Annotated in this window: 10 protein-coding genes; 5 read left to right on the forward strand and 5 right to left on the reverse strand. The window is 67.6% G+C overall.

Annotation, left to right across the window (positions count from 1 at the left end; genetic code table 11):
- Window positions 1-720, forward strand: a complete 720-nt coding sequence (locus QXH22_RS11100; RefSeq protein ID WP_306275577.1) for a M15 family metallopeptidase — start codon at window positions 1-3, stop codon at window positions 718-720.
- Here QXH22_RS11100 and QXH22_RS11105 read toward each other — a convergent pair.
- Both QXH22_RS11105 and QXH22_RS11110 read right to left on the reverse strand, forming a co-directional pair.
- Window positions 717-1,340, reverse strand: a complete 624-nt coding sequence (locus tag QXH22_RS11105; RefSeq protein WP_306243087.1) for a TetR/AcrR family transcriptional regulator — start codon at window positions 1,338-1,340, stop codon at window positions 717-719. The genes QXH22_RS11100 and QXH22_RS11105 overlap by 4 nt on opposite strands.
- Before the next feature lie 42 nt (window positions 1,341-1,382).
- Window positions 1,383-2,564, reverse strand: coding sequence for a glycoside hydrolase family 3 N-terminal domain-containing protein (locus tag QXH22_RS11110; RefSeq protein ID WP_306243088.1), 1,182 nt, complete (start codon window positions 2,562-2,564; stop codon window positions 1,383-1,385).
- Between the two features lie 174 nt (window positions 2,565-2,738).
- Here QXH22_RS11110 and QXH22_RS11115 point away from each other — a divergent pair, with 174 nt between their 5' ends.
- Window positions 2,739-2,912: a DUF2613 domain-containing protein gene (locus QXH22_RS11115; RefSeq protein WP_306243089.1), complete on the forward strand. Its 174-nt coding sequence runs from the start codon at window positions 2,739-2,741 to the stop codon at window positions 2,910-2,912.
- Window positions 2,913-2,937: 25 nt separating this feature from the next.
- Window positions 2,938-7,122, forward strand: coding sequence for an alpha-(1->3)-arabinofuranosyltransferase (locus QXH22_RS11120; RefSeq protein ID WP_306276016.1), 4,185 nt, complete (start codon window positions 2,938-2,940; stop codon window positions 7,120-7,122).
- Here QXH22_RS11120 and QXH22_RS11125 read toward each other — a convergent pair.
- A complete protein-coding gene (locus tag QXH22_RS11125) occupies window positions 7,090-7,581 on the reverse strand; it encodes a carbonic anhydrase (RefSeq protein WP_306243090.1) in 492 nt (163 codons plus the stop codon). The two genes, QXH22_RS11120 and QXH22_RS11125, sit on opposite strands and share 33 nt — an antisense overlap.
- A gap of 177 nt (window positions 7,582-7,758) precedes the next feature.
- Here QXH22_RS11125 and QXH22_RS11130 point away from each other — a divergent pair, with 177 nt between their 5' ends.
- Window positions 7,759-9,198, forward strand: coding sequence for a lipase maturation factor family protein (locus tag QXH22_RS11130; RefSeq protein ID WP_306275578.1), 1,440 nt, complete (start codon window positions 7,759-7,761; stop codon window positions 9,196-9,198).
- Here QXH22_RS11130 and QXH22_RS11135 read toward each other — a convergent pair.
- Window positions 9,181-10,404 carry a PE-PPE domain-containing protein gene (locus tag QXH22_RS11135; protein WP_306275579.1) on the reverse strand — a complete coding sequence of 408 codons (1,224 nt, stop codon included), beginning with the start codon at window positions 10,402-10,404 and terminating at the stop codon, window positions 9,181-9,183. The genes QXH22_RS11130 and QXH22_RS11135 overlap by 18 nt on opposite strands.
- Window positions 10,405-10,817: 413 nt before the next feature.
- Between QXH22_RS11135 and QXH22_RS11140 the strand changes: the two genes are divergently transcribed.
- The gene (locus tag QXH22_RS11140) at window positions 10,818-11,264 is read left to right on the forward strand and encodes a hypothetical protein (RefSeq protein ID WP_306243097.1); all 447 of its coding nucleotides are present in this window, start codon (window positions 10,818-10,820) and stop codon (window positions 11,262-11,264) included.
- On the opposite strand, the gene QXH22_RS11145 is transcribed toward QXH22_RS11140, so the two are convergent.
- The gene (locus QXH22_RS11145) at window positions 11,265-12,911 is read right to left on the reverse strand and encodes an acetolactate synthase large subunit (RefSeq protein ID WP_306243100.1); all 1,647 of its coding nucleotides are present in this window, start codon (window positions 12,909-12,911) and stop codon (window positions 11,265-11,267) included.
- Window positions 12,912-12,943 lie beyond the last annotated feature (32 nt).

Consider the following 12,943-nt stretch of genomic DNA (forward strand, 5'->3'; position numbering starts at 1 on the left):
ATGACAGCCAGGCTCCCCGTCGCCCGGGCCGAACCGGCCGCCTTCGTGGTGCTGCAGGACGTCGACCCGACGATCGAGGCGGATATCCGCTACTACACACCACACAACTTCACCGGCGATCCGGTCGACGGCTATCGCGCCCCGCTGTGCATTCTGACCCGCGTGGCAGCGGAAGGGCTGCACCGCGCCCAGCAGCAGCTGATCCCACGCGGCTACACGCTCAAAGTGTACGACTGCTACCGGCCGCAGCGGGCCGTCGACGACTTCGTCAGGTGGGCAGGCGATCTCGCCGATCAACGGATGAAGGCCGAGTTCTACCCGCGCGTCGACAAGGCGGTTCTGTTCCGCAACGGATACATCGACTCCCGCTCGGGGCACAGCCGGGGCAGCACCGTCGATCTCAGCGTGGTACGGCTGCCCGCCGCGCCGACCGCGCCGTATGTTCCGGGCCAGCCGCTCGTCGATTGCACGGCCCCGGCAGCGGCGCGGTTCCCCGATGACTCGATCGACATGGGCTCGGGTTTCGACTGTTTCGATCCGCTCGCGCACACCCAGGCGATCCAGGGGTACCAGCTGGAGAATCGGATGCTGCTGAAAGATGTTCTGCAGCAACAGGGCTTCGTCAACTATGCGAACGAATGGTGGCACTACACCTATCAGCCGGAGCCCTACCCGGACACCTACTTCGACTTCCCAGTCGACCGGTCCTCGGTTTCCTAGCCGATGACGGCGCCGGACCCTTCGCGATCGGGCGGCGCCCCCCGCAGGCCGGCCCAGAACAGGTCGATCATCATGGCGGCGGCGGCATCGACGTCAATGTCACCGGTGCTCAGCCGGCTGGCCACCGCCTCACCGGCGCCCACCAAAGCCACTGCCATGATTTCGATTTCGGCGTCCGAGCGCGGGCTGCGGGTACCGGCCCGCACCAGCCCAGCCACCAGTTCGATGATCTGCTCGCGGCCCTCTCGCACGGTGTGGGCGAACGCCTGCGAGCTGGTGGCCTGGGTGTACATGACGATCCAGGACGCGCGGTTCTCGTCGATGTAACGCAGGAACGCGACAATAGTGTTGCGCAGCAGATCTTTTGGACTCTGCGTGAAGTCGATATCGGCGCGCACCGCGTCGATGAAGCGGCTCATCTCCCGGTTCAGGCAGGCGCCGAAGAGGTCTTCCTTGGAGCCGTAGTAGAGGTAGAGCATCGGCTTGGAGATCTCGGCGGCTGCGGCGATCGTGTCCATCGACGTCTCGTGGTAGCCGTTGACCGAGAACATCTGTACAGCGGCATCGAGCATCTGCTGCTCGCGGACAGCACGCGGTAACCGCTTGGTACCACCCGCCATTGCTATCCCCTATCTATTCCCATCAAGGGTAAGCACTTTCCGTCAGCGGCCACACTGGGCCGTAACGCCCTTCATGGCCGCCACCCGGACCAGCGAGGCGTCCACCTGCTGCACCGGCAGATCGCCGGCGTTGACCGCCTGCTCGAGCCGGTCGAGCACGGCGGGCACCTCCTTGGTGGTCACCCACAGCGCGATGTCGGTGCCGGCCTGCAGCGTCTTGAGCACCGCCTCCGTCACCCCGAACCGGTCGGAGATGGCCGCCATGCTGGACACGTCGTCGCTGAACACCGGGCCGTTGAACGGCGGTCCGCCGTAGCCGGTGCCGCCGCGCAGCAGGTCGAGCGCGGCCTTGCTCAGGCTGGCCGGGTCACTGCCGGTCAACCCGGGCACCTGCATGTGACCGACCATCACCGCCACCGGGATGGCGTTGAGCAGGGTGCGGTACGGCACCAGGTCGTTGGCGATCAGGTCCGACAGCGGCGGCGTGGTGACCCCGCCGGTGTGCGAGTCACCGGAGCCGTGGCCGTGCCCGGGAAAGTGCTTGAGCACCGGCAGCAGCTTCGCGTCGCGCAGACCCTGGGCGTAGGCGCCGGCGTATTCGGTTACCTTCGCCGGATCCGCGCCGAACGAGCGGTCGCCGATCACGCTGTCGTCGGGCTCGTCGGTCACGTCGACCACCGGCGCGAAGTCGACGGTGAAACCGAGTTCCTTCATCTTGCGGCCCCGGGTCAGTGCCAGGTCGTGCACCTGCTGGGCCGTCATCGTCTGCGCCATCTCCTTGGCGGTCGGGCCGCGGCCGTCCAGCAGCGTCCGCAGCCGCGACACCCGGCCGCCCTCTTCGTCGACCCCGACCGCAAGCGGCAGCGGACTGGCGGCGTTGGCGATCTCGGCCAGCGGGCCGGGCAGCATGCTCAGGTCGGTGTCACTGCCGATGAGGATGCCGCCGACGTGGAAGTCGGTGACCACGGCCCTGGCATCGGCGGCGTCACGCACCCCGACCATCAGCAGCTGGGCCAGCTTGTCGCGCAGGTTGGGGATCTTGCCCGGGACGTCGGGCGGGTCGGCGCACACCCGGGGACCCGGCGCAGCCGCCGGGGTGGAGCTGGAACTCGGGGAGCCGGAGCTGCTGGTGGCCGACGACTTCCCCGGCTTGGTCCCGCCGTGGCAGGCGACGACCAGCATCGACGCGGCGGCAAGGACGGCCAGGGTGCGCGGAAAAGCCATCCGGACATGCTGTCACGGGCGTTTCACCGCCGGGTTCTGGGGGCGTGGTGGTGACGCTCGCCGTCTCGGGTGGTGACGGGGCGCCCGCTCAGCCGGAACCGGTGCCGGTGGTGATGTCCACGGTGGTCCAGTACGGCGACCGATGCCCGACGTCCTTCTGCTAGGTTCGGGTACATGAACCGGATCGTCGCGCCCGCTGCCGCCAGTGTGGTTGTCGGCCTGCTGCTCGGCGCGGCCGCGGTCTTCGGCGTCACCTTGATGGTCCAGCAGGACACGAAGCCGCCACTGCCCGGGGGCGATCCGTCGTCATCGGTGCTCAACCGGGTCGAGTACGGCAACCGTAGCTAGCGAACCGAAGGGCGAGCTTTCGGCCCTGTCGCGTCGCTGGCTGCTGTTGGTCGGAGCCGTATCGCTGGCTCTGTCGTTCCTGCAGTCACCTGGCCAGGTCTCCCCCGACACCAAACTGGACCTCACCGCCAACCCGCTGCGCTTCCTCGCCCGTGCCACCAACCTGTGGAGCAGCGACCTGCCGTTCGGCCAGACGCAGAACCAGGCTTACGGCTATCTGTTTCCGCATGGCACGTTCTTCCTGATCGGCCACGCGCTCGGCGTGCCCGGCTGGGTCACCCAGCGCTTGTGGTGGGCGCTGCTGTTGACGGTGGGTTTCTGGGGCATGCTGCGGGTCGCCGAGGCTCTGGGCATCGGCAGCCCGAGCTCCCGGCTGCTGGGCGCCGTCGCGTTCGCGCTGTCGCCGCGGGTGCTGACCACGCTGGGATCGATCTCCTCGGAAACGCTGCCGATGATGCTCGCGCCCTGGGTGCTGCTGCCGACGATTCTCGCCCTGCGGGGTGATTCACGGCGACCCGCCCGGGTGCTGGCCGCACAGGCGGGGATCGCGGTGGCGCTCATGGGCGCCGTGAATGCGATCGCGACGCTGGCCGGTTGCCTGCCGGCGGCGATCTGGCTGGCCGCGCACCGGCCCAATCGGCGCTGGCTGCGCTACGCCGCGTGGCTGGCGGTGGCGCTGGTGCCGGCGGTGCTGTGGTGGGTGGTGGCGCTGAGCCAGTTGCGCGGCGTCAGCCCGCCGTTTCTGGACTTCATCGAATCCTCGGGCGTGACGACGCAGTGGTCGTCGCTGGTGGAGCTGCTGCGCGGAACCGACAGCTGGACCCCGTTTGTGGCGCCCACCGCGACGGCGGGGGCGCCGCTGGTGACCGGGCCGGTGGCGATTCTGGGCACCTGCCTGGTAGCCGGGGCCGGGCTGGCCGGGTTGGCCGGTACCGCGATGCCGGCCCGCGGCCGGTTGGTCACGATGCTGCTGGTCGGCGTGACGTTGCTGGCCGTCGGCTACAGCGGTGGGCTGGGATCGCCGGTCGCTCATCAGGTGCAGACGTTCCTGGACGGCGCCGGCACCCCGCTGCGCAACGTGCACAAGCTGGGGCCGGTGGTGCGGATTCCGCTGGTGCTCGGTTTCACACACCTGCTGGGCCGGATTCCGCTACCGGGCAGCGCGCCCAAGGCGACGTGGCTGGCCGCGTTTGCTCATCCGGAGCGGGACCGCCGGGTGGCGGTGGGGATCGTCGCGCTCGTCGGGCTGATGGTCAGCACCGCGCTGGGCTGGTCGGCACGCCTGACCCCGCCCGGCACGTTCAGCGCGCTGCCCGACTACTGGCATGAGGCGGCCGACTGGCTCACCGCCCACCGGGACGGGCGGGTGCTGGTGGTGCCCGGCGCTCCCTTCGCGACCCAGGTGTGGGGCACTAGTCACGACGAGCCACTGCAGGTACTGGGCAGCAGTGCCTGGGGGGTACGCGACTCGATTCCGCTGACACCGCCGCAGACCATTCGCGCGCTGGATTCGGTGCAACGACTGTTCGCCGCCGGGCGGTCATCCGCCGGCCTTGCCGACACCCTTGCCCGACAAGGCATTTCGTATGTGGTGGTGCGCAACGATCTGGACCCCGAATCGTCGCGGTCAGCCCGGCCCATCCTGGTGCACCACGCCATCGCGGGGTCACCGGGGCTGACCGAGGTGGCCCAGTTCGGGGCCCCGGTGGGCCCCGGACTGCTGGCCGGCTTCGTCAACGACTCCGGGTTGCGACCGCGGTACCCGGCCGTGCAGATCTACCGGGTGGGCACCAACGGCAATGCCGGCGCGCCCTACTTCACCGACGCTGCGCGACTGCCCCGCGTCGACGGTGGGCCCGAAGTGCTGCTGCGGCTGGACGAACGACGGCGGCTGCTGGGCGGGCCGCCGCTGGGTCCGGTGCTGATGACGGCCGACGCCCAGGCCGCCGGGCTACCGACGCCGGTGGTCACCGTCACCGACACCCCGTTGGCCCGCGAGACCGACTACGGTCGCGTCGACCTGCACTCGTCGGCGATCCGGGCACCGGGAGACGCCCGGCACACCTTCAACCGGGTGCCGGACTACCCCGTCCCCGGCGCCGACACCGTCTACGGGAGCTGGACCGGCGGCCGCATCACGGTGTCGAGTTCGTCGTCGGACGCCACGGCCCTGCCCGATGTCGCGGTGGCGACCTCCCCTGCCGCCGCCGTCGACGGCGACCCGGCCACCGCCTGGGTGTCCAACGCCCTGCAGGCCGCCGTCGGACAGTGGCTCCGGGTCGATTTCGATCATCCGGTGACCAACGCGGTCCTCACCCTCACACCTAGCGCATCGGCCGTCGGCGCGCAGGTGCGCCGCATTCTGGTGGAGACGGCCAACGGCAGCACCACGTTGCGGTTCGACGAATCCGGCAAGCCGTTGAGCGTCGCACTGCCGGTCGGTGAGACGCCGTGGGTGCGGATCACCGCCGCCGGCACCGATGACGGATCGGCCGGGGTGCAGTTCGGGATCACCGACCTGACGGTCACTCAGTACGACGCGTCCGGTTTCGCCCATCCGGTGCAGTTGCGCCACACGGTGTCGGTGCCGGGGCCGCCGCCCGGCGCGACGATCGCGGGCTGGGACCTGGGCGCCGAACTACTGGGCCGGCCCGGTTGCGCGCCGGGACCTGTCAGCATGCACTGCGCGGCGTCGATGGCGCTGGCCCCCGAGGAGCCGGTCAACATGAGTCGCACCTTGACGGTGCCGGCCCCGGTATCGGTGACGCCGACGGTGTGGGTCCGCCCGCGGCAGGGCCCCAAACTGGCCGACTTGATCGCAGAGCCCAATACCGCTCGGGCGTACGGAGATTCGGACCTGGTCGAGGTGCCCGGCTCGGCGTATGCGGCGACCGACGGCGATCCGGCGACGGCCTGGACAGCTCCGCAGCGGGTGGTGCAGTACAAGACGCCCGCGACGCTCACCCTCAAGCTGCCGCGGGCCACCGAAGTGACCGGGCTGCGGCTGGCGCCCAGCCGCACGACGCTGCCCGCCCATCCGACCATGGTGGCGGTGGATCTCGGCGACGGGCCGCAGGTGCAGGCGGTGGATCCGGGCCGCGACGTCCAGACGCTGACACTGCACCCCCGGGTGACCGACTCCGTCACGGTGAGCCTGCTCGATTGGCAGGACATCATCGACCGCAACGCGCTGGGCTTCGACCAGCTCAAGCCACCCGGGCTGGCCGAGATCGTGGCGCTGGGCGCCGACGGCAACCCGATCGCGGCGGCCCGCGGTGGCGCAGCCACGCGCTCGCGGGAGGTTTTCGTCGACTGCGAACACGGTCCCGTGCTCGCGGTCGCGGGCAGATTCCTGCACACCTCGATCCGGACCACGGCGGGGGCCCTGCTGGACGGTGCGCCGATCGCGGCGCAGCCCTGTGAACCGGGGCCTATCGAGTTGCCGGCAGGCCGGCAGGAGTTGCTGATCAGTCCGGGGGCGGCTTTCGTAGTGGACGGCGCGTGGCTGCCCGTGCTGCCCCAATCACCAGCTGCACCAGTCATTTCCGCCGAGCTTGGAGCCTGGGGAGCGGCCCGGCGTGAGGTGCGGGCGCCGGCCTCGGGAAGCGAGCGGGTGCTGGTGATTCCGGAGAGCATCAATCCCGGGTGGGTGGCCCGCGCGAGCAACGGAGCGCGTCTGACGCCGGTGGCGGTCAACGGGTGGCAGCAGGGTTGGGTGGTGCCCGCCGGAGCCGCGGACACGATCACGCTGACCTTCACCTCGAATGCGATCTATCGAGCCGGTCTCGGTGTGGGGTTGAGCTTGTTGCCGCTGCTGGCGGTGCTGGCGTTCTGGCGGCGCAGAGTCGGGGGCGACGACGGGCCGCCGGCGGCACCGTGGCGTCCCGGCCCCTGGGCCGGGGTCGCCGTGCTCGGAGCGGGGGCGATGATCGCCGGTCTGCCCGGCGCTCTGGTGGTCGGGGCCTTGCTCGCCGTGCTGCATGTCGCGCCGGACCGGTGGCGCGAGGGGCTGGCGGTCGGCCTGAGCGCCGGTGGCATCGTGTTGGCCGGCGCGGTACTGTCGCGCCATCCGTGGCGCTCGGTCGACGGTTACGCGGGACATTCGGCCAGTGTTCAACTGCTGGCGCTGATTTCGCTCGCCGCGGTGGCTACCTCGGTGGTGGTAATGCCACGGCGGTCAAAGACTGCGGGGCCCGATCTGCTCCACTGAGCCGTCGAGCGCCATCAGCCAGGTCTCTACGTCGATTCCAGGATGGCGGCGCAGCGCCTCCTCGCGGAACGTACCGAGAATCCGTTCGTGCGTGGCCGTCTCACGTTCCGGGGTTGAGATCGCATCGGGGCCGTAGGCGATCTGCACCGCGCCACAGTCGCGATGGTTGACCACGAAAATGCCGTTGATCGAGTGCAATTCGATGGATGCAGCCAGGTTGTCCCAGAACGTGTTGTGCCACGCCTCCCAGTGCTGGGACACCGCGCCCGCTGCGGCACCGGCCAGAGCGAACTGGCTGTACCGGTTCACCAGGCCCCGTCCCAGCATGTACTCATTGGTGGGATTCACGAACCGAGGGTCGATGCACATCAACAGCATGGCGTCATAGCTCGCCGGCGGGATCTCCGGTGCTGCCGCGGCTCTCGGCGCAGCCGCGGCCGCCGCTCCCAAACCCGCCATCGCCAACATCCGGCGACGGCCGACAACGCGGTTTAGGAATTCAGCTTTGTGCAATTCTCTGCTCGACTTTCTGGCGCCGGAAAGAGCGGACGATACGACGCAGAGGACCATACAGGTGAATCGGGGCGCGCTATGCGAAATTGCACGTAGTCGCCATAGTCCGAGGAGTTGTGGGCCATGAACTGGTTTTCGGCACCCGAATATCGGCTGGGTGCACTGGTCCTGGAGCGCGGCGTTGCCGCGATCTACCTCGTTGCGTTCGTGGCGGCGGCGCGGCAGTTCCGGGCCCTGATCGGGGAGCGCGGGATGCTGCCGGTGCCGGTGCACCTGGCGAAACGCTCGTTCTGGCGGGCGCCGAGCATCTTTCACCTGCGCTATTCCGACCGGTTGTTCGCCGGGGTGGCGTGGTTCGGCGCGGCCTTGGCGGCCGCGACGGTCGGCGGGCTGGACCTAGTGCCGTTGTGGGCGGCGGTGGCGATGTGGGCGACGCTCTGGGTGCTGTATCTGTCGATCGTCAACGTGGGCCAGGTGTGGTACGGGTTCGGTTGGGAGTCCCTGCTGCTGGAAACCGGTTTCCTGATGATCTTTCTGGGCAACGCGCAGGTGGCTCCACCCGTGCTGACGTTGTGGTTGGTGCGCTGGCTGTTGTTCCGCGTCGAGTTCGGCGCGGGGCTGATCAAGATGCGCGGCGATTCCTGCTGGCGCGATCTCAGTTGTCTTGACTATCACCACGAAACCCAGCCGATGCCGGGCCCGTTGAGCTGGTTCTTCCATCACCTGCCCCGGCCGCTGCATCGAATTGAAGTAGCGGGCAACCACTTTGCACAGCTGGTGGTGCCGTTCGGATTGTTCGCCCCGCAACCCTTCGCCAGTATCGCGGCTGCCGTTATTGTCGTCACCCAGCTGTGGCTGGTGGCTTCGGGTAACTTCGCCTGGCTGAACTGGCTGACGATCTTTCTGGCGTTCAGCGCCGTCGACGTCGGTTCAGTGGCCGTGTTGGTGCACGTTGGCGCCTTCGGGGCCGTGCCCCATCCCCCGGTGTGGTTCGTGGTGCCGGTGATCGCTGTGACCGCGCTGATGCTGGTGCTGAGCTACTGGCCGGTCCGCAACATGCTTTCGCCGGGCCAGCGGATGAATATGTCCTTCAACGCCTTTCATTTGTGCAATACCTACGGCGCGTTCGGCAGCATCAGCCGCATTCGTCAGGAGGTGGTGATCGAAGGCACCGCCGATGCGTCGATCGGTGCTGAGACCGCCTGGCAGGAATATGAATTCAAAGGCAAGCCCACCGCGTTGCGGCGACTACCGCGCCAGTTCGCGCCCTACCATCTGCGACTGGACTGGTTGATGTGGTTCGCCGCCATCTCGCCCGGTTACGCGGTGGCGTGGATGACCCCCTTTCTGCACCGGCTGTTGCGCAACGACCCGGAGACCTTGAAGCTGTTGCGCCGGAACCCGTTTCCGGATTCACCGCCGCGGTACGTGCGCGCGCAGCTGTACAAGTACCGGTTCACCACGCCCGCCGAGCTGCGTCGCGACCACGCCTGGTGGCACCGGACACTGATCGGCAGCTATGTGCCGCCGATGTCGTTGCGGTCGTCAGTTCAGGACAAGTGAGCCGTGGGAGAAGTACGGGCCGGCCCCGGGCGTCAGCGATGAATAGCCGCTGTTGACGATCGGCTGCAGAAATGTGTTCAGACCGTTGACGATTGGCTGCGGGACGCCGAGTTGCTGCAGCGGCAGCAGCATCGGCAGCGTCGGTGACGGAATCATGTAGGTGGTGATGGTGCCGCCCAGCGGAGTGAGGACGCTGGACACCGTGACGGTGTCCGACATCGACGCGTATGCCGTCTGGTTGTGGTAATAGGCCGTCCCGAACAGTGAGTTGACGACTGCCGGGATGTTCCACGGCCGGTCCGGCGGATTGGCCCAGGCGTCGTACTGGGAGAACACCACGCTGACGTCGTACTGGGTATTTGTCAGGGCCTCCACCGTGTAATTCACTATTGGCACCGTGAACCCGTTGGGCAGGTAGGTCTGCATCACGCCGAGTTCCGGACTGGCGAACAGGGCGAACTGCAGTGCGCTGGGCGGCGGGGCGCCCGTCGGGTTCGCCGCCAGGTAGGCCAACTCGCGGTTGACGACCAGGGTTCCCTCCGACAGTGCGGCGATGCGCACCGGCGAGCCACTGCCGTTGACGAACGCGTTCATGATCTGGTCGTTGAGCGCCCGCTGCCCGAATGCGACGGCGTCGTTGACATCGGGAGCCGCCAGGCTGCCGCTGAGAAGGCCCATGCTGGCCGGATAGTTGACGATCTGAGCGAGTGTCCCGGCGAACCAGTTCTGCCCGATGGCGTGGTTGATGAGTTCGTAGCCCTGCAGGATCGACACCGAAAGCGGGCCCGGGACGCTGCCCCCGTACAGCAGTTGACCAAGGTAGGGAAGTCGGGTGAGGAAGTTGGGTAGATAAAGGGGCCCCGCGCCGGGGACGGCGATCCTGGTTCCCGCGGCCGCGTTCGGCACGGCCGACACGTGTCCGGCGTTGGCGATCTCGGTTGTCACGTATGCGTTCGCACTTGCCGCCAGGCGCAGTATCAACCGCTCCTGATACTGAACCGTCTGCGCGGCCACCGCCTGATAGTCGCGGCCGAACGTACTGAACAGCGTCGCCACGGCCGTGGACACCTCGTCTTCAGCCGCGGCCAGCAGCGATGTGGTGGAACGCGCGGCCGCAGCGCCGGCCGCGGTGACCGCGGAACCCACGGCGGCCAGGTCTTCGGCGGCAGCAGTCAGGAAGTCAGGCGCCGCAACGACATACGACACATCTGCCTCCCTGCGGGGGCCGGTTCAGGACGGGGTCGTCGCCAGATTACTCACCGGACGTTATTCATCCTCGCGAATCCGGGAAATTCGGGACTATTTCCTGAAAGAGGAGCGGAAGCCGATCCGGGACTTCCGCGCTTCTTTTCCCGGCATTTAGGTAATCTGCTTTTCGGCTGCCGTCCTCATCATCGGGCGCCAGAGCTTCTCGGGGTAATAAAATGTATTCATTCGCGGTTGGCCGTGGTCCACGTGGGCTCATTGAGTCACCGACAAGACCGGCTCGCCGGCAAAGCCGAAACCCGTTGCCATCAATGGCGATACCCCATAGGAAACTCATACCCGCCAACCTATATACGAACTTTGTTTCGTAATCTACGCTTCATGATATCCGGCCACCTCTGAAAGGGCACGACATGAAGGGCACGATGATCGCAGCTGCGGCGGCGCTCGCAACCATCCTGACAACCAACGCCGCACCCGCCCGGGCCGAGGTCCCGAACTTAGCCGGTGTGTACCTCTACGCGGACGAGGACGGCGACACCGGAATGTGGACCATCAGGACCACCTGCACACCCGACTGCGTCGCTCACGTCACGACCTCTTCAGGGCGCAGCTTCGATGCCGCGCTGGTCGATGGGCGCTATATCAATACCCGGACCATTCCCGGCGGAGTGACCTGCCCGGGTCATACCGCCGGCGACTTCGGCCGCTGGATCCCCGCCAGCGAGCATCCGGTTACCGTCACGCAATGGTGGGACCCGGTGACGCTGACCGGCGAGGTGGATTTCTTCAACGACGCGGCGCCGTGCGCTCTGGCCGACCACCGGGACAGCTTCAGGCTGACGAGAATCGACCGCTGATTACAGTGTCTCGTCCAGCTCGCCCAACCGATCGGTGAGCCGTAGGTTCTCCGAGTAGTCGACCGGGCATGCGATCAGGGACACCCCGTCGTCGTCCAGCGCAGCGCGCAGCGTCGGAAGCAGCTCCTCGGCGCTGGAGATCCGATATCCCTTGGCGCCGAAACTTTCCGCGTACTTCAACACATCGGGATTGCCGAACGACACGTAGTGGTGCTCGCCGAGTTCGAGGTCCATCTTCCACTCGATGAGCCCATATCCGCCGTCCTCCCAGATCAACACGACCAGCGGGATCTTCTCCCGCACCGCGGTCTCGATCTCCTGGGAGTTCATCAGGAACGCGCCGTCACCCACCACCGCCAGCACCTTCGACTCGGGCTGGGCCAGTTTCACCCCCAACGCACCGGGCAGGGCAAAACCCATGGTGGACAGGCCGTTTGAGATCAGGCAGGTGTTGCGCTGATAAGTCGGGTAGAGCCGGGCCATCCACATCTTGGTGGCGCCGGTGTCGACCAGCACCACGTCGCTGCGCCCCAGCGCCGCCCGGGTGTCGGCAACCACCCGCTGCGGCGCCAACGGGAACCGCGAATCACGTTGTCCCCGAGTGAATTCCTCGTCGAGTAACCCCGACCCGGGGACCTCGACGTCGTCGAAGCGGCGCCCGTCCAGCGCGTCGGCCAATTGGTTCAGCGAGTCGCTGATGTCGCCGATGATGCCGACGTCGACCGAGTAGTGCGCGTCAACCTCCGCCGGGAAACGGTGGATGTGGATGATCTTCTTGTCGGCCTGCGGGTTGATGCGGACCGGGTCGAACTCCTGCAACTCATAGCCGACCGCGATGACGACGTCGGCGTTGTCGAACCCGAAGTTGACGTAGTCGTGCCGCATGAACCCCAGGGTTCCGATGGCGTTCGGATGGTCGTCGGGCATCACGCCCTTGCCGTGAAAGCTGTTGGCGACCTTTACGCCAAGCTGTTCGGAGAACCGCACCAGTGCCTCGGTCGCGTCGCTGCGTGCGGCACCGTGCCCGGCCAGCACCACCGGCCGCTGTGCCGTACGCAGGATGTCGACCGCGCGCGCCACCTGGCGGGCCGCCGGCGCGTCCGCGCGAACGACGTTGCGCGGCAGCGGCGCCAGCTCGGGATAGTCGGCAGCATCCGCGTCGATATGTTCGGGCACCGCGAGATACACCGCAGCCGGCCGTTCGGTCTCGGCGACCTTGAACGCTTTGCGGACCATCTCCGGTATGGCCCTGGGGGTCGGCACCGCGGCCGACCACCGGGTGATCGGGGCGAACATCGACACCAGGTCGACGTACTGGTGTGACTCCTTGTACTCGCGGTCCTGACCCACCTGCGCGGAGATGGCGACCATCGGTGTGCTGTTGGTGGTGGCGTCAGCGACGCCGAGCTGCATGTTGATGGCACCCGGACCCAGCGTCGCCGACACCACGGCGGCGCGGCCGGTGACCCGGCCGTACATCTCCGCCATGAACGCCGCGGCTTGTTCGTGCCGGGTCAGGATGTAGCGGATGTCGGAGGCGGCCAGCGCCTTGATCAAGCGGATGTTCTCCTCGCCGGGTATCCCGAAGACGACCGAGACGCCCTCGTTTTCCAGGCACTTGACGATCAGCTCAGCCGCTGTGGACATCCGCTACCTCTCTGTTTCGTTGCTAGTGGCAG

It is taken from the genome of Mycobacterium sp. TY814 (genome assembly GCF_030755175.1).
Classification (GTDB): Bacteria; Actinomycetota; Actinomycetes; order Mycobacteriales; family Mycobacteriaceae; genus Mycobacterium.

Bases quoted from the DNA above. Each gene is read 5' to 3' on its own strand.
- QXH22_RS11145 (WP_306243100.1), bottom strand. From the start codon at position 12,911: ATGTCCACAGCGGCTGAGCTGATCGTCAAGTGCCTGGAAAACGAGGGC.
- QXH22_RS11140 (WP_306243097.1), top strand. From the start codon at position 10,818: ATGAAGGGCACGATGATCGCAGCTGCGGCGGCGCTCGCAACCATCCTG.
- QXH22_RS11105 (WP_306243087.1), bottom strand. From the start codon at position 1,340: ATGGCGGGTGGTACCAAGCGGTTACCGCGTGCTGTCCGCGAGCAGCAG.
- QXH22_RS11110 (WP_306243088.1), bottom strand. From the start codon at position 2,564: ATGGCTTTTCCGCGCACCCTGGCCGTCCTTGCCGCCGCGTCGATGCTG.
- QXH22_RS11115 (WP_306243089.1), top strand. From the start codon at position 2,739: ATGAACCGGATCGTCGCGCCCGCTGCCGCCAGTGTGGTTGTCGGCCTG.
- QXH22_RS11130 (WP_306275578.1), top strand. From the start codon at position 7,759: ATGAACTGGTTTTCGGCACCCGAATATCGGCTGGGTGCACTGGTCCTG.
- QXH22_RS11125 (WP_306243090.1), bottom strand. From the start codon at position 7,581: ATGGCGGGTTTGGGAGCGGCGGCCGCGGCTGCGCCGAGAGCCGCGGCA.
- QXH22_RS11100 (WP_306275577.1), top strand. From the start codon at position 1: ATGACAGCCAGGCTCCCCGTCGCCCGGGCCGAACCGGCCGCCTTCGTG.